The 26,402-nt window shown below is 45.4% G+C and carries 27 protein-coding genes and 1 tRNA gene; 16 read left to right on the plus strand and 12 right to left on the minus strand.

Annotated features, from left to right (window positions below):
* The first annotated feature begins 354 nt into the window (after positions 1-354).
* The 3 genes from IQP38_RS13420 to IQP38_RS13430 are packed head-to-tail and all read left to right on the plus strand — an operon-like array spanning position 355 to position 3,085.
* Entirely contained in the window at positions 355-582 is a 228-nt protein-coding gene (locus tag IQP38_RS13420) for a FeoA family protein (RefSeq protein WP_005382190.1), read from the plus strand.
* On the plus strand, positions 582-2,858 hold the full coding sequence (gene feoB / locus IQP38_RS13425) for a Fe(2+) transporter permease subunit FeoB (protein ID WP_193837655.1): 2,277 nt from the start codon (positions 582-584) through the stop codon (positions 2,856-2,858). The genes IQP38_RS13420 and feoB overlap by 1 nt, the downstream gene beginning before the upstream one ends.
* Complete coding sequence (locus IQP38_RS13430; protein WP_005382192.1) at positions 2,855-3,085, plus strand: FeoC-like transcriptional regulator; 231 nt, start codon at positions 2,855-2,857, stop codon at positions 3,083-3,085. Before feoB ends, IQP38_RS13430 begins: the two co-directional genes overlap by 4 nt.
* 108 nt (positions 3,086-3,193) lie before the next feature.
* Here IQP38_RS13430 and IQP38_RS13435 read toward each other — a convergent pair whose 3' ends face one another.
* The 3 genes from IQP38_RS13435 to argS all read right to left on the minus strand — a co-directional run bounded on the left by IQP38_RS13435 (position 3,194) and on the right by argS (position 6,152).
* Positions 3,194-3,715: a YqhA family protein gene (locus IQP38_RS13435; protein WP_005382193.1), complete on the minus strand. Its 522-nt coding sequence runs from the start codon at positions 3,713-3,715 to the stop codon at positions 3,194-3,196.
* A 150-nt stretch (positions 3,716-3,865) separates the two neighbouring features.
* Positions 3,866-4,294, minus strand: coding sequence for an HIT family protein (locus tag IQP38_RS13440; RefSeq protein ID WP_005382194.1), 429 nt, complete (start codon positions 4,292-4,294; stop codon positions 3,866-3,868).
* 124 nt (positions 4,295-4,418) lie between these two features.
* On the minus strand, positions 4,419-6,152 hold the full coding sequence (gene argS, locus IQP38_RS13445; RefSeq protein ID WP_005388349.1) for an arginine--tRNA ligase: 1,734 nt from the start codon (positions 6,150-6,152) through the stop codon (positions 4,419-4,421).
* A 220-nt stretch (positions 6,153-6,372) separates the two neighbouring features.
* Here argS and IQP38_RS13450 point away from each other — a divergent pair, with 220 nt between their 5' ends.
* On the plus strand, positions 6,373-6,972 hold the full coding sequence (locus tag IQP38_RS13450) for a VOC family protein (RefSeq protein WP_017634806.1): 600 nt from the start codon (positions 6,373-6,375) through the stop codon (positions 6,970-6,972).
* 74 nt (positions 6,973-7,046) lie between these two features.
* Here IQP38_RS13450 and purU read toward each other — a convergent pair whose 3' ends face one another.
* Positions 7,047-7,880, minus strand: a complete 834-nt coding sequence (gene purU / locus IQP38_RS13455; RefSeq protein WP_005382206.1) for a formyltetrahydrofolate deformylase — start codon at positions 7,878-7,880, stop codon at positions 7,047-7,049.
* A 218-nt stretch (positions 7,881-8,098) separates the two neighbouring features.
* On the opposite strand from purU, the gene IQP38_RS13460 reads away from it, so the two are divergent.
* The 7 genes from IQP38_RS13460 to rnd all read left to right on the plus strand — a co-directional run bounded on the left by IQP38_RS13460 (position 8,099) and on the right by rnd (position 15,592).
* The gene (locus tag IQP38_RS13460) at positions 8,099-10,039 is read left to right on the plus strand and encodes an ATP-dependent DNA helicase (protein WP_005382210.1); all 1,941 of its coding nucleotides are present in this window, start codon (positions 8,099-8,101) and stop codon (positions 10,037-10,039) included.
* Between the two features lie 29 nt (positions 10,040-10,068).
* The gene (gene tsaB / locus IQP38_RS13465; RefSeq protein ID WP_017634804.1) at positions 10,069-10,770 is read left to right on the plus strand and encodes a tRNA (adenosine(37)-N6)-threonylcarbamoyltransferase complex dimerization subunit type 1 TsaB; all 702 of its coding nucleotides are present in this window, start codon (positions 10,069-10,071) and stop codon (positions 10,768-10,770) included.
* A gap of 60 nt (positions 10,771-10,830) precedes the next feature.
* Entirely contained in the window at positions 10,831-11,136 is a 306-nt protein-coding gene (locus IQP38_RS13470) for a hypothetical protein (protein ID WP_005382213.1), read from the plus strand.
* Between the two features lie 41 nt (positions 11,137-11,177).
* Positions 11,178-11,735 carry a Slp family lipoprotein gene (locus tag IQP38_RS13475; protein WP_005382214.1) on the plus strand — a complete coding sequence of 186 codons (558 nt, stop codon included), beginning with the start codon at positions 11,178-11,180 and terminating at the stop codon, positions 11,733-11,735.
* A 6-nt stretch (positions 11,736-11,741) separates the two neighbouring features.
* Positions 11,742-12,596 (plus strand): alpha/beta fold hydrolase, encoded by an 855-nt coding sequence (locus tag IQP38_RS13480; protein WP_005382215.1) that lies wholly within the window; start codon positions 11,742-11,744, stop codon positions 12,594-12,596.
* Between the two features lie 106 nt (positions 12,597-12,702).
* Positions 12,703-14,394, plus strand: coding sequence for a long-chain-fatty-acid--CoA ligase FadD (gene fadD, locus IQP38_RS13485; protein WP_005382216.1), 1,692 nt, complete (start codon positions 12,703-12,705; stop codon positions 14,392-14,394).
* A gap of 79 nt (positions 14,395-14,473) precedes the next feature.
* Entirely contained in the window at positions 14,474-15,592 is a 1,119-nt protein-coding gene (rnd, locus tag IQP38_RS13490; RefSeq protein WP_031777213.1) for a ribonuclease D, read from the plus strand.
* Between the two features lie 77 nt (positions 15,593-15,669).
* On the opposite strand, the gene minE is transcribed toward rnd, so the two are convergent.
* Genes minE through minC form a run of 3 tightly spaced genes read right to left on the minus strand, consistent with a single transcriptional unit; the run spans position 15,670 to position 17,428 of the window.
* Entirely contained in the window at positions 15,670-15,933 is a 264-nt protein-coding gene (gene minE, locus IQP38_RS13495; protein WP_005388332.1) for a cell division topological specificity factor MinE, read from the minus strand.
* Positions 15,934-15,935: 2 nt separating this feature from the next.
* Complete coding sequence (minD, locus tag IQP38_RS13500; RefSeq protein ID WP_005388331.1) at positions 15,936-16,748, minus strand: septum site-determining protein MinD; 813 nt, start codon at positions 16,746-16,748, stop codon at positions 15,936-15,938.
* Between the two features lie 17 nt (positions 16,749-16,765).
* Positions 16,766-17,428 carry a septum site-determining protein MinC gene (minC, locus tag IQP38_RS13505; RefSeq protein WP_005382304.1) on the minus strand — a complete coding sequence of 221 codons (663 nt, stop codon included), beginning with the start codon at positions 17,426-17,428 and terminating at the stop codon, positions 16,766-16,768.
* A gap of 197 nt (positions 17,429-17,625) precedes the next feature.
* Between minC and IQP38_RS13510 the strand changes: the two genes are divergently transcribed.
* The 4 genes from IQP38_RS13510 (at position 17,626) to IQP38_RS13525 (ending at position 21,417) form a co-directional block, all read left to right on the plus strand.
* On the plus strand, positions 17,626-17,907 hold the full coding sequence (locus IQP38_RS13510; RefSeq protein ID WP_005382303.1) for a YcgL domain-containing protein: 282 nt from the start codon (positions 17,626-17,628) through the stop codon (positions 17,905-17,907).
* A gap of 48 nt (positions 17,908-17,955) precedes the next feature.
* Positions 17,956-18,927 (plus strand): lytic murein transglycosylase, encoded by a 972-nt coding sequence (locus tag IQP38_RS13515; protein ID WP_017634802.1) that lies wholly within the window; start codon positions 17,956-17,958, stop codon positions 18,925-18,927.
* 88 nt (positions 18,928-19,015) lie between these two features.
* On the plus strand, positions 19,016-19,960 hold the full coding sequence (locus tag IQP38_RS13520; protein ID WP_017634801.1) for a LysR family transcriptional regulator: 945 nt from the start codon (positions 19,016-19,018) through the stop codon (positions 19,958-19,960).
* Positions 19,961-20,217: 257 nt separating this feature from the next.
* Positions 20,218-21,417, plus strand: a complete 1,200-nt coding sequence (locus IQP38_RS13525; protein WP_005382298.1) for a NupC/NupG family nucleoside CNT transporter — start codon at positions 20,218-20,220, stop codon at positions 21,415-21,417.
* Between the two features lie 67 nt (positions 21,418-21,484).
* On the opposite strand, the gene folD is transcribed toward IQP38_RS13525, so the two are convergent.
* Positions 21,485-22,345 carry a bifunctional methylenetetrahydrofolate dehydrogenase/methenyltetrahydrofolate cyclohydrolase FolD gene (gene folD / locus IQP38_RS13530; RefSeq protein ID WP_005382297.1) on the minus strand — a complete coding sequence of 287 codons (861 nt, stop codon included), beginning with the start codon at positions 22,343-22,345 and terminating at the stop codon, positions 21,485-21,487.
* 203 nt (positions 22,346-22,548) lie between these two features.
* Between folD and IQP38_RS13535 the strand changes: the two genes are divergently transcribed.
* A tRNA-Arg gene (locus IQP38_RS13535) sits at positions 22,549-22,625 on the plus strand.
* Between the two features lie 185 nt (positions 22,626-22,810).
* Here IQP38_RS13535 and IQP38_RS13540 read toward each other — a convergent pair.
* Genes IQP38_RS13540 through IQP38_RS13555 form a run of 4 tightly spaced genes read right to left on the minus strand, consistent with a single transcriptional unit; the run spans position 22,811 to position 26,397 of the window.
* The gene (locus tag IQP38_RS13540) at positions 22,811-24,034 is read right to left on the minus strand and encodes a beta-ketoacyl-ACP synthase (RefSeq protein ID WP_193837656.1); all 1,224 of its coding nucleotides are present in this window, start codon (positions 24,032-24,034) and stop codon (positions 22,811-22,813) included.
* Positions 24,031-24,756, minus strand: coding sequence for a 3-oxoacyl-ACP reductase FabG (fabG, locus tag IQP38_RS13545; RefSeq protein ID WP_193837657.1), 726 nt, complete (start codon positions 24,754-24,756; stop codon positions 24,031-24,033). Before fabG ends, IQP38_RS13540 begins: the two co-directional genes overlap by 4 nt.
* Positions 24,753-25,217, minus strand: a complete 465-nt coding sequence (locus IQP38_RS13550; protein WP_193837658.1) for a hotdog family protein — start codon at positions 25,215-25,217, stop codon at positions 24,753-24,755. Before IQP38_RS13550 ends, fabG begins: the two co-directional genes overlap by 4 nt.
* Positions 25,210-26,397: a beta-ketoacyl-[acyl-carrier-protein] synthase family protein gene (locus IQP38_RS13555; protein ID WP_017634798.1), complete on the minus strand. Its 1,188-nt coding sequence runs from the start codon at positions 26,395-26,397 to the stop codon at positions 25,210-25,212. The genes IQP38_RS13550 and IQP38_RS13555 overlap by 8 nt, the downstream gene beginning before the upstream one ends.
* Positions 26,398-26,402 lie beyond the last annotated feature (5 nt).

Consider the following 26,402-nt stretch of genomic DNA (forward strand, 5'->3'; position numbering starts at 1 on the left):
CTCTCGATGGAGTAACTATACGAGAGGTTACTTATTTTTCTTATAAAAATAACGCCATGTTTATATGAGAAAAGCGACAACGTTTTGTTTTTTAATTAACCCACTGTTTTAATTTGCATTTTTTGTTTTCTATCTTGGTTTGTGACATTTTTGTTTCGTTAGGTGTCATTTTTAATTGTTAATTTTGACGTAAATAACGAGAGGAAATTTACGAAGTTAACGTTTGAAAGCGTGAAAACATTTACGGAATCTTTGATTTCACACAAGGATTGAAGGGGTATAGGGGAGTAATATTGGCAACCTAAACTTATTAAATAATAATATTTCTCATTAGCAATACTCTTAAGGGCCACTATGAAGTTATCAGAGATTAATCCTGGCGATACGGTGACGATTCGGTTGTTAGATGGTCTTTCATCAGATATCAGAAAGAAACTCATGGTAATGGGGCTGCTTCCCAATACAGAAGTCAAAGTGATTCGACGTGCGCCAATGGGCGATCCTTTACAAGTCGAAGTCCGTGGTGTGTCTGTCGCATTGCGAGAAACAATTGCTCAGAAAATTGAAGTGGAGCGAGTGTAATGCAATATCAAGTGCTAACCGTAGGTAACCCTAATAGTGGTAAAACGACGCTATTTAATGGTTTAACTGGCGCAAAACAGCAAGTTGGTAACTGGGCAGGCGTCACGGTTGAAAAGAAAACGGGACAATTCAAGCATGCTGGGGATGAGTTTTTGCTCACTGACCTTCCGGGTATTTACTCATTAGACAGTGGTAATGATAGTAATAGTATTGATGAATCCATCGCATCGCGTGCGGTTCTAACTCATCCTGCTGATCTCATTATTAACGTGGTGGATGCTACAAGTTTAGAGCGCAGCTTATATATGACGCTGCAACTTCGCGAACTTGGTCGCCCTATGATTGTTGTCCTCAACAAGATGGATGCGCTAAAGCGTGAACGTCAGATGATTAACGTTGCAGAGCTTGAGAAAACGTTAGGTTGTCCGGTTGTCAGTTTATCTGCAACCAATAAAACTCAAGTGGCAGAGTTTAGAGAAAAGCTCCATAAATCCATCGTTCAAGGAGTGCCACTTAAAGAATTGTCTTTGCATTACGGTGAGAAGATGGAGTCGGCAATTCAAACGGTTTCCGCACTTTTTAATGACCAAAACGTCGCTCATCGTGCACTAGCGATTCGTGCGCTTGAAAAAGACACAATGGTGCTCAATAGTCTTTCTGATATTGATAGAAGCAAAGTCTTGGAAGTCATTACGACGTTAGATTTGGATATCGATTTGCATGTCGCGGATACTAAGTACACGCATCTGCATGAACAGTGTAAAAAAGTTCGCCGAAGCGAAGGCAAGTTAAGTCGTAGTGTGACTGAAAGACTCGACCAGTTTATTTTGAACAAGTGGATTGGAATTCCTTTCTTCTTTGTTGTTATGTACCTGATGTTTATGTTCTCGATTAACATCGGTAGTGCATTTATCGACTTTTTTGACATTGGTGTGGGCGCATTGTTGGTTGATGGTGGGCATCACTTGTTAGACGGTCATTTGCCTGTGTGGTTAGTGACGGTTCTTGCTGATGGTATCGGTGGTGGTATCCAGACGGTTGCAACCTTCATTCCGGTTATCGCGTGTTTGTACCTGTTCCTAGTGGTACTTGAGAGCTCAGGTTACATGGCTCGTGCAGCATTCGTACTAGATAAAGTGATGCAGAAGATCGGCCTACCGGGCAAAGCATTTGTACCGTTGGTTCTTGGTTTTGGCTGTAACGTACCGTCAATCATGGCAACTCGTACTCTAGACCAAGAACGTGAGCGTAAACTGGCTGCATCTATGGCGCCATTTATGTCATGCGGTGCTCGTCTGCCTGTATACGCGCTATTTGCTGCGGCATTCTTCCCAGGTTCTGGCCAGAACATTGTATTCGCACTTTACCTACTTGGTATTGTGGCAGCGATCTTCACAGGTCTTTTCCTTAAGCACACGCTTTACCCAGGTAGCAGTGATAGCCTAGTAATGGAAATGCCAGACTATGAGCTTCCGACGCTACAAAACGTGGTGATCAAAACTTGGCAAAAGCTAAAGCGCTTTGTACTTGGTGCAGGTAAAACCATCGTTATCGTTGTTGCTATTCTGAGTTTCTTCAACTCATTGGGTACTGATGGCAGTTTTGGTAATGAAGACAGCGAAAACTCGGTGCTTTCTAAAGCTGCGCAAGTTGTAACTCCAGTATTCGCGCCAATCGGTGTTCAAGAAGATAACTGGCCAGCGACGGTTGGTATCATTACCGGTATCTTCGCAAAAGAGGCGGTAGTTGGTACGCTTAACAGTCTATACACCACGCCAAGTGACGGTGAAGACGCAGAATTTGATCTAATGGGCAGCCTAGAAGAGGCAGTAATGAGTATCCCTGAAAACTTAGCCGGTTTGAGCTACTCAGATCCACTAGGCATTGAAGTGGGTGACTTAACTGACTCAAATGCCGTTGCCGAAGAACAAGAAGTCGATGCTTCTATCTTCGGTAACATTAAATCGCAGTTTGCTTCTGGCAATGCCGCATTTGCTTACCTAATCTTTATCCTACTGTACACTCCTTGTGTGGCGGCGATGGGTGCTTACGTACGTGAGTTTGGTCATAAGTTCGCACGCTTTATCGCGGTTTGGACAATGGGCTTGGCTTACCTATGTGCGACGTTCTACAACCAATTGACGCATTTCGCAGATAGCCCAGTAACAAGTGGTATTTGGATGGCTGTGATCGTAGCTATCTTCTTTGGCACATACCGTGTGTTCAAACAAGTTGGTAAGAAACAAAACGGTGCATTAGAGGCGCAAGTAGCATGATTTTAAAAGAGCTTTATCAATACATTGCAGACAAAGGAACCGTCTCCCAGTCAGATCTGGCTAAACAGTTTGGGATGAGTGAAGATGGCGCCGACGCGATGTTAAACGTGTGGATTAAGAAGGGCAAAATTAGCCGCCTAGTCGACACTAATAAAGCTCATGACGTGACTCGTGTTCGCTACTCAGTGACTAAACAAGATGGTTTGTCTCTGACAGTCACCATGTAGCGACTATCAAAATTAGTCACCTAAAAATTATCACGTAAAAACGACAAAGCCGCATCAGCAATGATGCGGCTTTTATTTTGCTGGTTATTGTTTGTGAATACAGCGAAATTAATGTTCTTCAGAGTGTTTAGTCGCGCCTAACTCTAGGAACTTTAAACCAAGACTTAAAACTAAAATCGAAATAGGTAATGTTAAGATCGTCCAATCTAAGCTGTCGAAGTTAATCAGCACGAGCTCTAAGAACTTCACAAACAAGATCACGATGATGACTTCAGCCAAAATGTTTTTTAGATGGCCGATGTTTGGGGTTCTGATCCAATGCAAAACCGACTGCTCTTGTGTTTTCGCTTTAGCTTTGTTGGAAATAAATAGTGTGTAGATGCCGTGAGCAAAGATGAACAAAACTAGTGCGACAAGAAACGTATCCAGTGACTTGATCAAATAAGCGATCGCGATGTCTGCTTTATCTAAATGTGCGAGTGCTTCTGGAGGTGTTTGATTGAGAATGAAGACCGCAAATGCCGAATAGGTTTTTGCTGCACCCATAAGAAAAAGCAAGAATGAAGCAGCCATAGAACAGATAATGGCGATCCAGCTGACGTATCGGAATGTGTTGAAGACTTGTTTCATGATGACCCTCTCTAACTGAGCTGGTAGTCTAAACAAGTTTTATTTTAGTGATAATCCCAGAAAAATGAGAAAGATTGTTACAAATACGTATTAATCTTTCTCTGTCTATTTCAGCCGTATTCAAAGGCGAATTATTTTCGCTAGCAGTGCTTATGCTTTTTGGAAAATAGAACTCAGTGACAGCACATTTTTAATGCGACCAAGCAATTCGTTTTGCTCTTCTTCTGTACGGAATTCACCTTTGGTGTTACCCCAAACCGGTCCCGGCCATGCTACGTCATCTTTGAAGCGAGCAATATGGTGAATGTGCAGCTGTGGCACCATATTACCTAGCGCACCAAGGTTTAGCTTGTCTGGACGGAATGTTGCTTCCAGTGCTTGGCTTACCGCTTGAGACTCTAGCAAAAACTGTTGCTGTTCTTGCATTGGCAAGTGGTGAAGCTCTTTTAGGTTTGCACGTTTAGGGACCAAGATAACCCATGGCACGGCGTTATCTTTATGCAGAAGCGCCACACACAGTGGGAAGTGGCCGATAACGGTGGTGTCTTTTGCCAGTTGAGGGTGCAGTTCAAAACTCATTATGTTGTCCGATTTGAATTGAATGACATCAGTATACGCCAGATAAAACAAAAGGTTGACGCTTTCACGTCAACCTTTGTCATCATTTAGCTTGTGCTACTTAAGCTACCTACGTAAAAGCGGATTACATACGCTCTAGAGTATCAATACCTAGTAGAGACAGACCTTGCTTGATGGTCTTCGCTGTTAGCGCAGCTAGTTTCAGACGGCTTTGTTTCACAGCTTCGTCTTCAGCAACTAGGATAGGGCACGCTTCGTAGAAACTAGAGAACTGACCTGCTAGTTCGAATAGGTAGCTACACATGATGTGCGGTTGGCCTTCGCGAGCGACAGATTGAACCGCTTCTTCGAACTGCATAAGTTTAGCAATAAGTGCTTTCTCTTTCTCATCAGTGATTTTGATGTCGCCTTGGAGAGCGTCCATAGCAACACCAGCTTTAGCGAAAATAGAAGCTACGCGAGTGTATGCATATTGCATGTATGGTGCTGTGTTACCTTCAAACGCTAACATGTTGTCCCAATCGAACACGTAGTCAGTCGTACGGTGTTTAGATAAGTCAGAGTATTTAACCGCTGCCATTGCAACTGTTTTAGAGATCTTCTCTTTTTCTTCCGCATCCAGCTCAGGGTTTTTAGATTCGATCAGTTGTGCTGCACGAACTTCTGCTTCATCTAGAAGGTCGGCAAGGCGAACGGTACCACCCGCACGAGTCTTGAATGGCTTACCATCTTTACCAAGCATCATGCCGAACGCGTGGTGCTCAAGAGATACTGACTCAGGTACGTAGCCTGCCTTACGAACAATTGTCCAAGCTTGCATTAGGTGCTGGTGTTGACGTGAGTCGATGAAGTAAAGCACACGGTCTGCGCTTAGCTCTTCATAACGATATTTTGCACATGCGATGTCTGTTGTTGTGTATAGGAAACCGCCATCGCGTTTTTGAACGATAACGCCCATTGGTTCGCCATCTTTGTTCTTGTATTCATCTAGGAATACAACTTGCGCGCCATCATCTTCAACGGCAAGACCTTGTTCTTTTAGGTCTGCAACGATCTTAGGAAGCATGTCGTTGTACATGCTCTCGCCCATCACGTCGTCACGAGTCAGTGACACGTTTAGACGGTCGTAGTTGCGCTGGTTTTGGATCATGGTTACATCAACGAGTTTTTTCCACATTTCTGCACAGTACTCGTCACCGCTTTGCAGTTTCACAACGTAGTTTCGCGCCTTTACTGCGAAGTCTTCATCTTCATCGTACAGCTTTTTCGATTCGCGGTAGAAGCCTTCAAGGTCCGCAAGCTCCATAGAAACTTCGCCAGACTCTTGTTGTACACGTTCAAGGTTTGCGATAAGCATACCGAACTGAGTACCCCAGTCGCCGATGTGGTTCGCACGGATCACTTTGTGACCTAGGAACTCAAGAGTACGTACCACCGCATCACCGATGATGGTTGAACGTAGGTGACCAACGTGCATTTCTTTAGCTACGTTTGGTGCAGAGTAGTCAGCAACGATAGTTTGAGCTTCGTCTGCTGCAACGCCAAGACGTGAGTCAGCCAGTGCTGCTTCCGCTTGTTTTGCTAGGAACTCTTCGCTTAGGAAAATGTTGATGAAACCAGGACCAGCGATTTCTGTCTTGCTTGCAATACCATCTAGGTCTAGAACATCCAGTACTTTCTGTGCAAATTCTCGTGGGTTAGTACCCAGTTTTTTAGCAACGCCCATTACGCCGTTTGCTTGGTAGTCACCAAATTGTGGCTTTGCTGATTGGCGTACTGCCGCAGGACTGCCTGCAGGTGCGCCAGCGGCTTCTAGAGCCTGAGATACTTTGTCATTAATAAGTGCTTGGATATTCACACGCGTTTCCTTCAATTCAAGGACGAAGAACTCGGCGAAGTAAGTGCCGAGTTCTGTTGGAGTTCACAAAAATGGGGCTAATGATAACAACTTTATTGCTTTTCATACAGAGAGGAATTGGGGAAATTTATACTTTTTCGATTGAATGGAAATGTGGTTTGGTTTGAGTTTACTATTGCGCTCAGAGTAATGAGATAAATCGCCCCAAAAGAGAGCCACAATGACGACTCAACTAGTTGAAAAACGCCTAGCGCCTAAATTGATGATCCAAGATCTGGATGCATTTATGGCGAAGATTGAAGAGCTTGCATCCCTGTTAAAACTGGATCTGAGCTTTGCTCAAGCTGACCATATTGCGCTGCGAATTAATGATACTGAAACAGCAAAAGCCGCGCATGAAGCATGGAATCAATACGGTAAGGTGATTTCACAAGCGAAAATCAACGGTCGCCCAATCATCGTTATCGAATTCGATAAAGCGTTGGAAAGTCGTGGCTGGAAGATTGAGTGTCTGGAACTGCCATACCCTGCGGAAGGCAAAATCTACTCAACTGAAAGCTGGGAACATGTGGAGTTTGTTATTCCGTCTCATGCCGAAACTGCAGACGAGTTTCTTGCTGATTTGAAACACACTTACCCAGCGTTTGGGGCGCGTTTTAATGAGTTGGAAGAGCTGGGTGTGAAGATCAAACTGTCGAGCCCGAAAGGGGATGGCGAACGCTTGAACAACCCAACGGTGGCGTTTAAGTACCAAGACATTTGTATCAAACTGCACCCGCATTCACTTAAGCGTATTGTGGAGTCTGAGCAGGCTGAATAAGCAAGTTTTGAACGACTAGAAAGAAGAAAGGTTTGCAAATGAGCAACCCTTTCTTTCATTCAAAAGCGATGAACTTAAAGGATCACTGTCTTATTCCCATAAACAAAGACGTGGTCATTGATCACTTTATTCAAAGCCTTACTCAATACGTTCTTCTCTACATCGCGTCCCGCTTGCGCCATATCTTGGGCATTGAATGTATGGTCGACAGGAATTACGTCTTGCTTGATGATCGGCCCTTCATCTAAATCATTAGTCACGAAGTGTGCTGTTGCACCGATGATTTTCACACCGCGATCGTAAGCTTGTTGATATGGCTTCGCGCCAATAAAAGCAGGTAAGAAGCTGTGATGAATATTAATGATTTTGTGGTGATATTTCTCAACAAACGTCGGCGTTAATACGCGCATGTATTTAGCTAGCACCAAAAAGTCAGCATCGTATTGATCGATCACTTCTAGCATCTTCTGCTCGTGTTCTTCACGGCTAAGGTTTTCATGGGTCACATGGTGGTAAGGAATGTCGAAGCGTTCAGTGAGAGTTTGCAGTTTGTCGTAATTCCCCACCACAGCGGCGATCTCAACATCTAGGCTTCCATCGTAGGTTTTCATCAGAATATCGCCTAAACAATGCGCTTCTTTTGTGACGAGAATGACGATGCGCTTACGGCGAGAGCCAACCAATTTACGCTTAGCACCTTGCGGGAGAGCTTGGTCCAAGTCGGCAAGAAACGTTTGATCGTTGAAGTACCCCTCCAACTCCGTTCTCATGAAAAAGTGGCCACTGGTATTATCAACAAATTCGTTATTGTGAACGATGTTGAGTTGGTGCTTGTAACAGATATTAGTAATTTTCGAGATGAGACCCGGGGCGTCAGAACAGTGGGTCAACAGTGTTTTCTTTTCCATAAATCAGGTACTTCCATGCATTAATATTTTAGCGTACGAATTTGTTATTATTCCCTGGCGGGTGTAACTGTACTGCCATGTTTCACCATAAATAATCTATTCTTACGTTGGTTTCAACAAAATATCCGCGTGTCGCCGCAAGCTGGTCAGATTGTGGGCTGATGTCACTCCTATTCCTCTGATATACTCTCGATAATTTTTCAAACTCAATACCAAGCATGATCGCAAAAACTTTTTCCTCTGATGGCGCGTTAGGTAAGGCCATTCCTGGCTTTCAAGCTCGTCAGCCACAAATCGATATGGCGGAAGCCGTCAGCAGTGCGATCAAAGATCAAACCCAGTTGGTGGTGGAGGCAGGAACCGGAACCGGTAAGACCTTCGCCTACTTAGTCCCTGCGCTGTTAAGCGGTAAAAAAGTGATCATCAGTACAGGCTCGAAAAACTTGCAAGAGCAGTTGTACCATCGTGACTTACCGCTCATGGTCAATGCGCTTGGTTTTTATGGCCAAGTGGCGTTATTAAAAGGGCGTTCTAATTATCTGTGTTTGGATCGTTTGAGCCGCCAAATGGTCGAAAGCCACACTAATGAATCTGACCCGACGTTATTAACTCAACTGGTTAAAGTGCGTGCTTGGTCATCAGAAACCAAAACAGGTGACCTTGGTGATTGTGATGATCTGCCAGAAGACAGCATGATCATTCCGACTATCACCTCAACCAATGATAACTGTTTAGGTAAAGAATGTCCGAGCTACACTGATTGCTTTGTATTGAAAGCGCGTAAGCGAGCCATGGATTCCGACATTGTTGTAGTGAACCATCACTTGTTTCTTGCTGATTTAGCGATCAAAGAAACAGGATTCGGTGAACTGATTCCAGAAGCCGATGTGTTTATTTTTGATGAAGCTCATCAGTTGCCAGATATTGCGAGCGAATATTTCGGCCAGTCAGTTTCAAGCCGCCAAATTCACGATCTTGCCAAAGACATTGAAATAGCCTATCGCACCGAAGCCAAAGATATGCGTCAATTGCAAAAAGTGGGCGACAAACTCATGCAAAGCGCAATGGACATGCGGATTGTATTGGGTGAGCCAGGCTTTCGTGGCAACTGGCGTGAGGCGTTGCAATCAGGTTCTATTAAGCGAGAATTATTGCGCTTAACTGACAGCCTCGAATTGGCGATTGATGTACTCAAAATAGCCTTAGGGCGCAGTCAATTACTGGATACCGCCTTTGAACGAGCAAATTTGATCAAAGGCCGTATCGACCGGGTATGTGATGTCGATATTACCGGTTACTCATACTGGTACGATACCTCGCCTCGTCATTTCGCTCTGCACATTACGCCTCTTTCTGTCGCGGACAAGTTCCATGAGCAAATAGAGATTAAACAAGGCGCTTGGATTTTCACGTCAGCAACCCTAGCCGTATCGGGCGATTTCAAGCACTTTACTGAGCGCCTTGGCCTCAAGCCTACAAAGCAATTTTCTCTGCCGTCCCCCTTTGATTATCAAAAGCAAGCGCGCCTTTGTGTGCCAAGGTATTTGCCAGAGCCAAACAGTAACGGCTTAGCGGATAAGTTAGTCCGAATGCTTGCTCCGGTGATTGAAGAAAATGATGGTCGCTGCTTCTTTTTATGTACCTCGCACAGCATGATGCGTGAACTAGGTGAGAAGTTCCGAGAAGTACTTGAGCTGCCTGTGTTAATGCAAGGGGAGATGAGTAAGCAGAAAACCTTGGCGGAGTTTATGGAACTGGGTAACGCTTTACTCGTGGCGACGGGCGCTTTCTGGGAAGGGATTGATGTTAGAGGTGATGCGCTGAGCTGTGTTATTATCGACAAATTACCGTTTACCGCCCCTGACGATCCGTTACTCAAAGCCCGTATCGAGGATTGTCGATTACGTGGCGGTGAACCATTTGCTGAAGTACAAATCCCGGATGCAGTGATTACGTTAAAGCAGGGAGTCGGGCGATTAATTCGAGATCAGAAGGATCACGGTGCGTTGATCATTTGTGATAATCGCCTCGTCACGCGAGACTATGGTGGTATTTTCCTCGGAAGCCTACCACCTATCCCAAGGACGCGAGACTTAGATGGAATCAAAGCATTCCTGAAAGCAGAACAATCTGTCACAGACGCAAGTGCTGAGGCATAACCCAATAAATGAAAGTTGTAGAGAGTTAAATGAGCGCAAAAATTCTTGCTATCGATACAGCGACTGAAAACTGTTCAGTTGCGTTGTTGGCTAATGATCAAGTGATTTCACGTAGCGCGGTTGCACCACGCGATCACACCAAAAAAGTACTGCCAATGGTTGATGAAGTACTCAAAGAAGCTGGCCTGACTCTACAAGAGCTGGATGCGTTAGCGTTTGGACGTGGTCCAGGTAGCTTTACTGGCGTTCGTATCGGTATTGGTATCGCACAAGGTTTGGCGTTCGGTGCTGACTTACCTATGATCGGCGTTTCAACGCTGGCTGCAATGGCTCAAGGTAGCTATCGCTTACATGGTGTGACCGATGTCGCTGTGGCTATTGACGCACGTATGGGTGAAGTTTACTGGGCACGTTACACTCGCCAAGCAAACGGTGAGTGGGCAGGGATGGATGCAGAGTGCGTAATTCCACCAGCACGTCTCGTTGAAGAAGCACAAGCAGACGACAAAACGTGGACGACAGCAGGTACTGGTTGGGATGCTTACCAAGAAGTATTAGCAGGCCTACCGTTTAATTTGACGCATGGTGACGTTCTGTACCCTGATTCACAAGACATCGTGATTCTTGCTGAACAAGAATTTAAAAAGGGTAATATCGTGCCGGTCGAAGATTCGAGCCCTGTTTATTTACGTGATAATGTGACATGGAAAAAACTTCCTGGTCGCGAATAGTCCGTTTTTCATTAACCTGACAAAAAGCAGGGCGTTTGCCCTGTATTTTTATGGAGTGCTATGGCGTCGATTAATGGCTTGCCTCCTTCTTTGATTCCCGGTGCAAATCGCACTAATAAAGCCAGTCAAAAGAAGCCGGTAAATAAATCACAAACAAAGCAGCCTGTAGGTCAGCCTTCAAAGGTTGCTAACGCCGTGGCGCACTCCATAAAACACGTGGATGAGTCCCAAATTCACCGAGCTCAAGTGCAATATGACCTTCCTGAAGGGGGCGCACGTAAAGCAATGGAGCAGTACATGGATGTCATGAATCGAGCTAAAAAAGAGGAACTGGCTCAATTACTTGGTGTCGATATTTACGTGTGAGATCTCCCCAGCTTGGGGTTACTAATATTGAAAGGTGGTTTATGAAGGTTTTTGGACGGTTTTTTCTCGCATTATTTGCTACGGTTGGTTTGTCTGCGTGTAGCTCGTTGCCTGAGGAGCTAAATGCAAGCACAGAATTGGTCGTTACAGACTATAAAGCTTTTGCTGAGTCTCAGGGGCAAGTGAGTGAAGATGTTCGCCTTGGTGGAATCATCGCTAAAGTGGATAACTTTAAAGATAAAACGCGTCTAGAGATTGTAAACCTTCCTATCAGTAAGTCTGGTAAACCTGATATCGATGAAGAGCCTACGGGGCGTTTTGTCGCCTATTTTGATGGCTATTTAGAGCCTGTCGCCTTTAGTGAAGGCCGTTTGGTGACGGTTGTAGGCAAAGGAGCAGGGGAAGAAGAAGGAAAGATCGGTGAGCACGGTTACATCTTCCCGGTAATAAAGGGGGAAGGGTACCGTTTATGGAAAATTGAAGAACGTGTACGCATGTATGACTCGCCAACCTACTTTTACCCATGTTACTCGATTAACTGCCGCATGTGGCGTAATGATTTCCCACAAGACGGTAAAGTGATAAAACAGGTCAAATAATCTGCGATGCATGAGCGTCAATTCGAGCTTCCTGCCGGCAAAATGGCAGCCCTTGAGATAGGGAACGAGAAAACGGCTGACTTGTCAGTCGTTTTTCTTCATGGGTGGTTAGATAATGCGGGCAGCTTTAAAGCGCTCATGGAGCAGTTGAATCAACTTAATCCTCACTTACACCTCCTAGCCATCGATCATTTTGGTCACGGTTTATCGAGTCATAAATCTCACGATAATTATTACCCCTTTCACGACTATATTGCCGATTTGTATCAGTTTTTGGACGAATTATCACCAAACAGACTGATATTAGTAGGGCATTCACTTGGTGCTTTAATCGCAAGTTGCTATAGTGCAGCGTTTCCAGAGCAGGTCGAAGCTCTTGTGCAAATTGAGGGAGCAGGACCTCTTCATGAGGATCCTACTAACAGTTTGCCTCGTCTTCGCGATGGCGTTTTAAGTCGAATAAGACAGCAAAACAAGCCAGAGCGAGCCATTGCCTCCTTCGATCTGGCGTTAAAATTACGCATGCAAGCCAACCAATTAACCGCTGAGCAGCTTCTACCGATAGTAGAGCGTGGAACAGAGCAGCGAGGAGATAAATGGTATTGGCGGCATGACGCCAAGTTAAAATGTGCGTCGCTTTACCGAATGGCGCAAGCGCATGCTAACTCGATTACCAGCCAAATACGTTGTCCTCATTTGATTGTATTAGGCGATCAAGGATTTCAGAATTTACCATCTAACCAAGCTGATTGGGGAGAGAACCCACCGCAAGTGGTTTCTGTCAAGGGTGGTCATCACTGTCATTTAGAGCAAATACTCGAGGTCGCAACGCGAATTCTTGGTGTAGTTAACAAAATTTAAACAAGTGTTTGAGAGTTGCGTGCTCAAGCACGTTCGCTGTGCTGTAATAGCTTTCAAAATAAAAAGGACGCTATTTTTTAGCCAGTTATAAACGAGGAGTAACATCGTGGATAAACCATGGCTTTCACGTTATCCAAGTGACGTACCTGAAACCATTAATCCAGAGCAATATGAGTCTTTGGTAGAAATGTTTGAACAGTCTGTACAAAAATATGCAGACCAACCAGCATTCATGAACATGGGCTCGGTTATGACCTTCCGTAAATTGGAAGAGCGTAGTCGCGCATTCGCAGCGTATCTGCAAAACGAGTTAAAACTGCAAAAGGGTGACCGTGTTGCTCTGATGATGCCAAACCTACTGCAATACCCAGTGGCGTTGTTTGGTATTTTGCGTGCAGGTTGTATCGCCGTAAACGTTAACCCACTTTACACTCCTCGTGAACTTGAACACCAATTGAATGACTCAGGTGCGACGACGATTGTGATTGTGTCTAACTTTGCGAATACGCTAGAACAAATCGTCGATAAAACACCAGTCAAACACGTAGTGTTAACCAGTCTTGGTCAAATGCTGCCACGAGCGAAAGGTACGATTGTCGATTTTGTCGTGAAGTACGTTAAGGGCATGGTGCCTAAGTACGATTTACCTGGTGCTATCTCAATGCGTCAGGCTCTACGTAAAGGTCGTCGTCTACAATACGTTAAACCGTTTATGTCTGGGGATGACATTGCATTCCTGCAATATACGGGGGGGACGACAGGTGTCGCGAAAGGTGCGATTCTGACTCACCGCAACATGATTGCGAACGTTCTACAGGCAAAAGGCGCGTACGGACCGGTTTTATCTCCGGGGCGTGAATTAGTCGTAACAGCGTTACCGCTGTATCACGTATTTGCTCTTACCGTAAACTGTCTGCTGTTTGTCGAAATGGGTGGTCGTAACTTACTTATTACCAACCCTAGAGATATTCCAGGGTTCGTGAAAGAGCTACAAAAGCATCCGTTTACTGCGATTACGGGCGTGAATACCTTATTTAATGCATTGGTCAATAATGAAGATTTCCACGAGTTGGATTTCAGTAATCTACGTTTAGCTGTTGGCGGCGGCATGGCAGTGCAGCGCTCAGTGGCAGAAAGATGGCAAAAGACCACGGGTTGCTACTTGCTCGAAGGTTACGGTCTAACAGAGTGTTCTCCGTTGGTGGCGGCATATCCGCATGATCTTGTTGAATACAATGGCTCTATTGGTCTGCCGGTACCATCAACAGAAGTTCGTATCGTGGACGAAGAAGGCAACGCTCTTGCGAATACTGAAACTGGTGAACTTCAAGTTCGTGGTCCTCAGGTTATGCAAGGTTACTGGCAACGACCTGAAGCAACGAAAGATACGATTAACGAAGACGGCTGGCTATCAACTGGCGACATCGTTAAGTTCGATGACGAAGGCTTCCTGCATATCGTTGACCGTAAGAAAGACATGATCTTAGTATCAGGCTTTAATGTTTACCCGAACGAAATCGAAGACGTTGTAGCACTACACGGCAAAGTACTTGAAGTTGCTGCTATTGGTCAGCCGCATGAAGTGTCTGGTGAATTAGTGAAGATTTATGTCGTGAAACGCGATCCGAGCTTGACCAAAGACGAAGTGATCGCGCATTGTCGAGAACACCTAACTGGCTACAAAGTTCCGAAGTTGGTTGAATTCCGCGAAGACTTACCTAAAACCAATGTCGGTAAGATCTTGCGTCGTGTTTTACGCGAAGAGAATGACGCTGAACTTGCGAAGAAAAGCGCATAAGCCGATTTCGTCGAGTCGAGAGATTTAAAAAATGATAGAATGCCAGCGTTTTGCTGGCATTTTTTATAGCGAGAAGTATGTGAACTATCAAATTATTACTAAAAACAAAGACCTAGAAGAGGTTTGCACTCATGCCCGAGAGGCAGACGTAGTGATGCTGGATACCGAATTCGTTCGTATTCGCACTTTCTACCCGCAGTTAGGTCTGATTCAGCTTTTCGATGGTAATCGCCTCTCGCTGATTGATCCGACTGAATTAACGGATATGACGCCGTTTGTAGCGCTATTAAAAGATACTTCTGTGCTAAAAGTGCTGCACGCATGTGGTGAAGATTTAGAAGTTTTCCAAAACGCTTTTGGTTGTACACCATTCCCTATGGTGGATACGCAGCTGATGGCCGCTTTTCTCGGTCACGGCCTATCGACAGGCTTCGCATCGCTGGTGGAAGAATATTTAGGCGTAGAGCTCGACAAAAGTGAATCACGTACCGACTGGATGGCTCGTCCACTGACACAAAAGCAATTAGATTATGCTGCCGCAGATGTTCATTACTTGTTACCCTTATACGAAAAGCTGTTCGATAAGGTGACGCAAGCAGGTTGGTGGGAAGCTGTACAGCAAGAAAGTGATTTACTCGTTTCGAAACGTATTCGCGTAACCAATGAAGAGAATGCCTACCTTGATATTAAGGGCGCTTGGCAATTAAAACCTTCTGAGCTGGCGATTTTAAAGCCATTGGCGACGTGGCGTTATCGTGAAGCAATCAAACGAGATTTAGCGCTGAACTTTATCTTCAAAGAAGGTGATCTATTAACGGTCGCTCGTCTTGGTTTAACGAACTTTAAGAAGATGGAAGCAGAAGATATTGATATCCGAGCGATTAACCGCCATGGCGCGAAGATTGCCGCGATTGTTAAACAAGCGAAGCAAACACCTTCTGAAGAGTATCCTGCGAAAATTGAGCGTTTAATGGACTATCCGGGTTACAAGCAGGTCTTCAAAAATATGAAAGACTTGGTGAAATCGGCTTCGCAGAAGTCAGGTTTAGCCACGGAGTTCCTTGCCTCTAAAAAGCAGATCAATCAGTTGATCAGTTGGGTTTGGAAAAAAGATCGTGACCCAGAAGTATTGCCTGATTTGATGCAAGGGTGGCGTTTGGATTTACTCGGCGACAAGATGAACAAAGCATTAAAGTAATGAAAGATGAAAAAGGTTGGCCTCGATGCCAACCTTTTTCGTTCTAATTAGAGTATTCGTCTTGCGAGAGAAACTGATTACTTTTCTTCGTCTGGTAGCTTCACATTCAGCTCAAGAACTGAGATATCGTCGTCTTTGTGCTCAAATGTTAAGTCAACCATATTTGGATCAATTGCCACGTACTTGCTGATCACCTTCAAGATGTCTTCTTTTAATTGAGGCAAGTAAGACGGCGCAGGATCATTTTGGCTGCGGCGCTCTGCGACAATGATTTGCAAACGCTCTTTAGCTAGATTCGCAGAAGTTTTCTTCTGTGGACGGAAAAATTCTAATAATGACATGTCTAGCCTCCAAAGAGTCGTTTAAAGAGTCCTTTCTTCTCCTCAGTAAGGAAACGAAATTCAACCTGATTGCCTAATAAGCGATCAACGGTGTCAGAATAAGCCATACCCGCATCGGTGTTATCGTCAAAAGTGACTGGCACACCTTTGTTTGACGCGTTAAGCACGGCTTGGCTTTCTGGAATCACGCCCAGTAGTGGAATATGTAAGATCTCCTCTACGTCTTCAACGCTTAGCATTTCGCCTTGAGTGACGCGAGATGGGTTGTAGCGAGTCAGTAACAGATGCTGTTTTACTGGCTCTAGCCCTTGTTCTGCACGCAGTGACTTAGAATCTAAAATACCGAGAATGCGGTCAGAGTCACGTACAGAAGAGACTTCTGGGTTCGTTGTGACAATGGCTTCATCGGCATAGTACAAGGCCATTAACGCGCCTTGCTCGATACCTGCTGGTGAATCACAAATAATGAAATCAAAGCCCATTTCATCAAGTTCGCCGAATACGCGCTGAACACCATCTTTTGTCAGTGCGTCTTTATCACGAGTTTGAGAAGCAGGAAGAATAAATAGGTTGTCCGTGCGCTTATCTTTGATCAGCGCTTGGTTTAATGTCGCTTCACCGTTAATGACGTTTACAAAGTCATACACGACGCGGCGCTCACAGCCCATGATTAGATCGAGGTTACGCAAACCGATGTCAAAATCGATCACCGCGGTCTTTTTTCCCTTAAGAGCTAGACCAGAGGCGATGGCTGCGCTTGAAGTGGTTTTACCAACGCCACCTTTACCAGACGTTACTACAATAATGCGTGCCATTTTTTTTCCTTTTTAGATTAAATCGCGAGAACTTCTAAATGTAATGATTCATCGGCTTTACTGATCATTACTTTCTTTTGCCAGTACTCGCTTTCAATTTGATCGCTTAACCAGTAGTCACCCGCAATGGATACCAGTTCTGCTTGTAAATCGTGGCAAATAATACGCGCTTCCTGCTGACCACTTGCTCCTGCAATCGCACGACCTCGAAGTGTGCCATGGATATGAATAGAGCCGTCAGCAATGACTTCAGCACCAGCACTTACGTGCGCTAGCACCACCAAATCACCATCTTTTGCGTAGATCTGTTGTCCTGAGCGGACAGGCGTACGAACTACTTTCGTTGGTGCCATTTTGGCAGGTGCTTGGCTTGGTGATTTGCTCGCCGACATAATGGCGAAGCCAGCTTCGGAAGCAAGGTTTTGTACACGCTTGTCTTTACAGCCCGTTACACCGACCGGAATAAAACCAGCATCTGAGATGCCTTGTTTAAGCTTAGGGAAATCAATGTCGCCTTGTACTTTTGCTATATTGATTACCAAAGGCGCGGATGCAAAAAAAGAAGGTGCTTGAGAAACTTTTTCTTGCAAAAATTCGACAGTCTTTGCGATCTCATTGTCAGAAAGGTGTAAAACTGACAATGTAAAACTGCTACCTTTAAGGTCTGGTGAATGGGTCATCGTGGACTTCTTGCCTTTATTGAAAGAGCGTTGCCTTAAACTAGGTATGTCATGTTATATTTCATCCTTTGACGCAGCAAGTTCTCTCGTGGGCAAATAGGTGAATTAATCTCAAATTTGCTATTAAGTTTGCGAGAATTTGACGTTTACAACCTAATCCGCACTCAACGCGGCTAAATCAGCATAAAAGGCGTGTCATGCTTTGTTCTATTTATAAAAGCTCGAAAAAAGAAGGTACTTATCTCTATATTCCGAAAAAGGATGATTTTTCACAGGTTCCTGACACCTTAATGCAGATGTTCGGTAAGCCTATCGCTGTCATGACGATTAAACTTGATGGCCGTAAATTGGCACAAGTTGATATCGAAAAAGTGAAGGCTTCATTACAAAATGATGGCTTCTTTCTTCAGGTTCCACCGCCGCCGGAGAACCTATTAGAAAAGTACAAAGAACAAAAAGCCCAGCAGAAAGGCGAATAACGTCATCGTTTTTCATCTGGGATTTCTGCCTTGCTCAAGGAGGGCAATATGAAAAAGATACTGGCTACCATGCTTAGCGTTGGTATGTGTACCTCGGCTTTTGCAAGTAGCGAGGGTTTTGATGAATACTTGAATAAGCTGCGTGCTGAAGCTCGTGATAAAGGTATCTCAGAGCAGGTCATTAGTGCTGCTTTTGCTAATGTTGAGTACAAGCCCCGAGCAGTAAAAGCGGACCGAAACCAACCAGAAAAGAAACTGACATTGGATGAGTACATTCCTCGCGCGGTGCCTGAATGGAAGGTGAAGCAAGCCAGACAACTCTACAAAGAGCATTACACCGAGCTAAAGCGTATAGGCGATGAGTACGGTGTCCACCCGCGCTTTGTTGTGGCACTTTGGGGAGTTGAAAGTAACTTTGGTAAGTTTACCGGCAACTTTAAAGTGATTGATGCACTATCCACAATGGCATTTGAAGGCCGTCGTGAAGAGTTTTTCCGTAAAGAGACTATGTCGGCACTTCAGATCCTCGATCAAGGCCATATTGAGCTAGAGAACTTTAAAGGCTCATGGGCTGGTGCGATGGGTCAATGCCAGTTTATGCCAAGCTCTTTCCTTCGTTTTGCTGCTGACGGCAACGGTGATGGTAAAAAAGACATATGGCAATCTGAAGCGGACGTGTTTGCATCAACCGCTAACTATTTGAGCAAGTCTGGTTGGGATGATAAATATACTTGGGGTCGCCAAGTTAAGGTTCCTAAAAATATTGATCGCAGCCTAGAAGGGCGCACGGCTGAAAAAGGCAAATACCTTCAAGAGTGGAGCCAATTAGGTATCACAAAATATGACGGTAGCCCGTTGCCAAAACTGGATGAAGACATCAAAGCATGGTTGATCATGCCGGACGACGAGAATGGTCGTACGTATCTGGTTTACAATAACTACAACGTATTGATGAAGTGGAACCGCTCTTACTACTTCGCACTTGCTGTGAGTCACTTGGCTGACCGCATTAAATACTGATCTGCCATCAAACAATTTGGCATTCAGTCTTCAATACAAGGGCTCTTCGGAGCCCTTTGTTTTTTCTATAACCAAATCGAGGTAAAGCGTGTTATCTGAACGTGCCGCACAAATGGTGATTTTCTCCGCTCTTCTTAAACACAAAAGCTTCACAGCTGCTGCAAAGAGCTTAGGCGTGTCGGTGTCTCATGTGAGTAAACAGTTGAGTCAGTTAGAAGCGTCTCTTGGTATCAAGCTTGTTCAACGCACTACGCGAAGCTTTACGCCGACTGAGGCAGGGAAAACCTTTTTTCATCACTGTGAGCAAGTGGTACAAGCGGTGAGCAGCGCCACATTAGAGATGGAAACCCAGCGGGATGAAGTAGCAGGTTTGGTACGTCTTGGGTTGTCGCAATCATTTGGTACCTTACACATTATTCCAGCGATTCAAGAGTTACGCGAACTGTATCCTCAACTTCAAGTGGAAGTACATCTGTTTGACTATAAGGTCGATATGTTAGCCGAAGGGCTCGATTTATGGGTAACCAACAACGAGCATTTGCCTGAAGGTTACATTGCGCAGCGTTTGACGGATTGCCAGTTTGTTGTTGCGGCATCGCCAGATTACTTATTGAAACATGACACGCCAACAGAACCGGATGACCTATCTGCTCACAACTGCCTCATATACAGAAGCTGGGAGCGTGACTATACGGGGTGGGCGTTTACCAAAGATCAGCAAGAATTGAACGTAAAAGTCTCGGGTAACTATTCAGTAGATCTGGCAGAAGCCGTTCGGGATGCGGCTATTGCAGGTTGGGGTATTGCCTACCTTGCCACTTACTTGCTGGGTGATGAGTTCAGAACGGGTAAGTTAATACAGCTGTTACCTGATTGGAAAGCCAGCCAGTCGATGCCGTTTTATGCGGTATACCCAAGCCGCCAGCATATGCCAAAAAAAATATCCGCAGTGATTAACTTTATCAAACAGAAGATCGGCAACCCTTGTCATTGGGACCAACGTTTGGCGCCTTACATCTCTATTCCTAAATAACAGGATCAATGACGTTGTAGAACGACACATAAGGTGATTCACTTCACAAAAATTTTTCCTGAATCAGAAACATATTTTCCATATGGAAACAATTAAAATAAGCAAACGTTTATCTTCAATAAATTCAATTGGTTATTTTGTTGGTCAGTTATTGGTCGCTTAAACTTTTCACACTGTTAACATCCTCAACTTGCAGCATTTTGAGTCCGCTATACAATCCGGTGCCTTCTATATCCCCCTTCTGTCGGATTCATTTTATGAACTCAATTATTGGTATCGTAGCCATACTATTCCTAGCATGGCTACTTTCTACAAATAGAAAAAATATAAAGCTGAGAACGGTGTCGTTTGCGTTTGCTTTGCAGGTACTGTTTGCGTTGTTGGTTTTATATGTACCAGCAGGACGAGATGCGCTGAATTCAGTGAGCAGTGTTGTGTCGAATTTGATCAACTATGGTCAAGAGGGCATTGCGTTTTTATTCGGTAATTTGGCGACAGGGGGCTTCACCTTTGCGATCAATGTTCTGGGTATCATCGTTTTCTTCTCCTCTCTTATCTCAGGTCTTTATCACATTGGTGTGATGCCAAAAATCATTAACTTTATCGGTGGTGGTATTCAAAAGCTGCTGGGTATCGGTCGTGCTGAGTCTTTGTCTGCTACGGCGAATATCTTTGTTGGCACCATTGAAGCACCATTAATGGTAAAGCCTTACCTAAAACACATGACTGACTCGCAGTTCTTTGCAGTTATGACAGGTGGTTTAGCGTCAGTTGCTGGCGGAACGTTGGTTGGTTACGCATCACTGGGTGTCGACCTCAACTATCTTATTGCTGCTGCATTTATGTCGGCACCTGCCGGCTTGTTGATGGCAAAAATTTTAATGCCAGAAGATACGGATAAAGCAGCAGATATCGACATTAGCCAAGTTGAAATTCCACGTGCAACCAACGTAGTAGAAGCATTAGCCGATGGTGCCATGGCGGGTGTACGCATTGCTGTATCGGTCGGTGGTACGTTACTGGCGTTTATTAGTGTCATTGCAATGCTAAACGGCATGTTAGGCTGGATAGGTGATCTGATTGGGACACCATTAAGTTTTGAGCTCATCCTAGGTTTTGTGTTTGCGCCAGTCGCTTGGTTGTTGGGTATACCATGGCAAGAAGCAACCACAGCAGGCTCGCTGATTGGTAACAAGATTGTGGTGAATGAGTTCGTCGCTTTCATCCAGCTTGCAGAAGTGAAGTCTCAACTTAGTGAACACTCACAAGCAATCGTGACGTTTGCTTTGTGTGGCTTTGCAAATATCTCAAGCATGGCGATGCTGATTGGTGGGTTGGGCTCTTTGGTACCAGAAAAGCGTGCATTTGTTTCTAAGCATGGTTTCCGTGCGATTATCGCTGGTGTCATGGCGAACTTAATGAGCGCTTCTATTGCGGGCGTGATTTTAAGTCTGTAATTGAAATAGATATCAACAATTAGCAAAAAGGCTCCTTGCGGAGCCTTTTTCGTATCTGAAATTTACGTTATTTGTCTGTGTGGAACTGTTCGCAAGCGAGCATCGTGTTCTCAATTAAACTTGCGACGGTCATTGGGCCAACGCCACCAGGAACAGGAGTAATAAAGCTCGCACTTTCACGTGCTTTGTCGTATTCCACGTCGCCAACTAGTTTGCCTGAATCAAGACGGTTAATACCGACATCGACCACCACTGCGCCTTTTTTAATCCACTCACCAGGGATGAAGTTAGGTTTACCAACCGCAACCACGACAACGTCAGCTTGACGCACATGACTCTCTAGGTCTTTGGTAAAACGGTGACATGTTGTTGTTGTGCAGCCCGCAAGCAGCAGCTCAAGTGTCATTGGACGACCAACAATGTTTGATGCGCCAACCACAACCGCATGCTTACCACGTAGCTCAATGTTGTAACGGTCGAGTAGGGTAATGATGCCCTTTGGCGTGCAAGAGCGAAGCTTTGGAATACGTTGCGCAAGACGGCCAACGTTATAAGGGTGGAAGCCATCCACGTCCTTCTCTGGGTGAATGCGCTCTAAAACATGTGTTGTGTCTATGCCCGCAGGAAGGGGTAATTGCACTAGAATGCCGTCAATTTCATCATCATTGTTTAATTCATCAATCAGCGCTAGTAACTCTTCTTCTGAGCTAGACGCAGGAAGGTCAAAAGACTTAGAAACAAACCCAACTTCTTCACATGCGCGGCGTTTGCTACCGACATAAACCTGAGAGGCAGGATCTTCACCAACTAGAACCACTGCTAAACCAGGAGCACGTAGCCCAGCTTCAACACGTGCTTTAACACGTGCAGCCACTTCGGATCGAACAGTTTGGGAAATGAGAGTTCCGTCTATATTTTGAGCAGTCATGACTTTCCTTATAAATTAAGAAGGCAGATTATCTGCGGCGCATTGTCGCAGAATTTCTTATCAACATCCATACGCAAACGTTTGCTTTGTGGTGTTTTTGAACATTAAGCGTTTTAATGGACTTTTTTTAGGCATTCAGATCAGAATGTTATGAAAACCCGTTGATTTACCCGTTTGAACTCGTATAATCCTGTCCCTGTAGCGCGCCCTTAGCTCAGCTGGATAGAGCACGTCCCTTCTAAGGATGTGGTCATTGGTTCGAATCCAATAGGGCGTGCCATTTATTCAAAAGCCCCGATAACTCTTTGAGTTGTCGGGGCTTTGTCGTTTTTAGGTTTTTGGCTGTAATTGCCACTCTATCTACAACTTTTGAATGGCATTCTAGCCATTGCAATTTCTAGCAATCTGGATAGCCACCAACAAAAAAGCGCTGGTTAACCAGCGCTTTTGCATTTACTAAGGGCATTACATCTTTTTAAAGATGATGGAGGTGTTGATGCCGCCAAAGGCGAAGTTGTTACTCATCAAATATTTCACGTCCAGCTCTCGGCCTTGTCCGGCGATGTAGTCTAAATCGCCACATTGCTCGTCGAGGTTTTCTAGGTTGAGCGTTGGGTTAAACCAACCTGTGTGCATCATTTCTAAACCTAGCCACGCTTCAATCGCGCCACAGGCGCCTAGTGTGTGGCCAAAGTAGCTCTTGAGTGAACTGATTGGCACTTTGCCCAGAGCATTCGCTGTTGCGTTGCTTTCCGCAATATCGCCGCGGTCGGTGGCAGTGCCGTGAGCAGATACATAGTCGATCTTCTCAGCAGGAATGCCCGCGTTTTGCAAAGCCATTTCCATACAGATTTGCATGGTTTCCATCTGTGGTTGAGTGACGTGTGTGGCATCACAGTTGCTGGCAAAACCGATGATTTCTGCATAGATTTTCGCGCCACGAGCGACGGCGTGTTCGTACTCTTCCAGAACTAGCGTTCCCGCACCTTCACCAATCACCAAACCATCGCGATCGGAGTCATAAGGTCTTGGTGTGCTTTTCGGGTCTTCATTCTTCAGACTGGTGGCAAAAAGGGTATCGAAGACAGCGGATTCCGTTGGGCACAATTCTTCAGCGCCACCAGCAACCATTACCGTTTGGTAGCCATGTTTGATCGCTTCGTAGGCGTAGCCGATTGCTTGGCTGCCAGAGGTACATGCACTGCTGGTTGGGATCACTCGGCCTTTCAAACCAAAAAATAGACCAACGTTCACTGCTGTGGTATGCGGCATCATCTGCACGTAAGTCGTTGCGGTGATCGCTTTGGTGGTTTTCTCATTCAGCATGACACCAAATGCACCGATTGCGTCAGTACTGCCTGTTGATGAGCCGTATGCGATACCCGTTTGACCATTGGTGAGTACGTCGTTACCAATCAAACCTGCTTGGCTCAGTGCGTTTTCTGTTGCGACGGTCGCCAATTTAGAAACACGCCCCATGCCGCGTACTTGCTTGCGCTTGTAGTGCTTTGGCAGTTCAAAATCTAAAATTGGTGCCGCGAGCTTGGTGTTCAAACCATCATACTGTTCGTAAGAAGGCATGTATTGCGTCGCGTTCTGGCAGTCACGCAGTTTTGGTTCGACAGATTGCCAATCGTTACCAAACGCAGTCACGCCCGACATTCCGGTTACAACGACTCGACGGTTCATACTAGGCCTCCGTTTACCGAAATGACTTGGCGAGTTACATAGCCTGCGATGTCAGACATAAGGTAACTGACTAAACCAGCGACTTCTTCTGGTTCTCCCATGCGGCGCAAAGGAATTTGCGGCATCGCGTGTTCTTTTACGTGTTCGTCTACCATGCCTGTGTCGATAAGTCCCGGTGCAACGCAGTTAACGGTGATTTTGCGTTTTGCCAGTTCAAGTGCGAGTGATTTTGTCGCACCAATTACACCCGCTTTTGCTGCGCTGTAGTTGGTTTGACCACGGTTACCCATCAGGCCAGAGACTGATGCAAGGGTAACAATTCGACCACCTTTACGCCTTTGCACCATTGGCATAACACAAGGGTGAAGAACGTTGTAGAAGCTATCTAGGTTGGTATGAATCACGCCATCCCATTCTTCTTCGGTCATCGCAGGGAAAGCGGTATCTTTTGTGATGCCAGCGTTGTTCACGACGCCATAGTAAGCGCCGTGTTCGGCGATATCGGCTTCTAGTTTCTCTCGGCAATCTGCGCGGTCACTGATGTCGAATTGGATAAGACGACCGTTACCCCCATGCTGTTCGATGGTGTCTAGGGTATCTTGCGCGCCTTGTTGATCGCCCATGTAATGGACAATGACTTGGAAACCATCTTTGGCTAATTGAACGGCAATGGCTTTACCGATGCCTTTGCTGGCACCTGTAACGAGGACTTGTCGGGTCATTGTTGACTCCTGATTTTCATTTCTTGTAATTTTTCTTCTGATGGAACGTAAACGTTCAATTGGCAAGTCGCTACAACAGTTCCTTGTAGCTCAATACGGGCTGAAAAAACCGCCATACCGTTATCTTCCATAACTTTTTCAGCATACACATCGAGCATTTGTCCGCGAGAAAACGTATCGCATTCAGACGTGTATCGACGGCTACCAAGCAAAAAGCCAATCGGTGGCGCTTGTTCCTTCATTAATGCGTGGTAACCAGACCACGCCGCGACAGATTGCGCCATAAACTCAATGCCAACGTAAGCTGGCACGGTTTGAGAGGTCGAGTCGAAGAACGGGTTGTGTTCTGCGATATCAACCTGGCAGTGAATCGTATCTTGTTGAACATCCAAAGCACGATCAACCAAGATCATTGGTTTGTCGTGTGGCAAAAGTTGTTCGATGGGAGGAAGTTTAGTCATGAGCGTAACCAAAAATAAGACTAATATTATTGCCACCAAAAGCAAAAGAGTTGCTGAGAATCGCTTTGTTACCCAGTTTGGTTGGCGTCTCAACTAACGATATATGGATATCGTCTGCTTTGGTTTCGCAGTGTTGTATTGGCAAATCAAGGTTGTACTTGAGAATATGCCAAGCGATAGCCGCTTCCGTTGCACTTGCTGCACCTAATGTGTGTCCGGTAAGTGGCTTTGTCGAGCTTACGGGAACGGAGTCTCCAAAGCAGCGATGAATGGCTTTGCTTTCCATCGCATCGTTTAACGGCGTTGCTGTGCCATGCGCGTTGATGTAACCAATGTCTTGCGCTGTAAGTCCTGCATTGGCCAACGCTTTTTTCATCGCTTCTTCTGCGCCTAACCCTTCTGGATGTGGTGCGGAAATATGGTGTGCGTCTGAGCTGTCGCCAGCTCCGAGAAGAGCAACGGGCGCAGGTGTTTTGCTTAGCAACATTAATGCTGCGGCTTCACCGATATTGATGCCGTTGCGATGTTGGTCAAACGGCTTACAAAGGGTATCGGATAGAGCTTCTAAACCGTTAAAGCCGTTTAGTGTGAGGCGACAAATGGTATCCACACCACCCACAATAACCGCATCAACAATGCCAGAGCGAATCATGCGTTGCGCGGTTAAAAAGACACGGCCACTAGAAGAACAGGCGGTTGAAACTGAGTAATGTGGGCCGCTCAAATCAAAGTAGGCGGCAATAAAATCGCTGCAGTTGCCAAGCTCTTGTTTGGTGTAATGGTAGTCGGCAGGAAAATTACCGTTTGCCAGCTTTTCGCCAAATGCGATTTCGCCATCTGAAATGCCAGATGTGCTGGTGCCGATCACGACTGCGATACGGTCACGACCATATTTAGCAATGGCGTCACGCACGTCGCCTTCGATTTGCAGCAAAGCCGAAAGTGCGAGGCGGTTGTTTCTCGTATCAAACTGGCTGAGTGCGGTCGGTAATTGCGGTAACGTCTGTGCAATTCGACCGATTACTGTTTGGCGGCCTGAATTTAAAATATCTTGGTCAACCACCATGTTGGATGGCTTCGCTCCTGATAAACACTGGTGGATGAGCGCATCATCTTGTCCCATGGCAGAGTGAAAGCCACAGGCCTGAATATACAAAGGTTGAGAAGAGCGAATAGGCATATTGT

Origin of the sequence: Vibrio sp. OPT41 (assembly GCF_015163595.1) — a bacterium.
Classification (GTDB): Bacteria; Pseudomonadota; Gammaproteobacteria; order Enterobacterales; family Vibrionaceae; genus Vibrio; species Vibrio alginolyticus.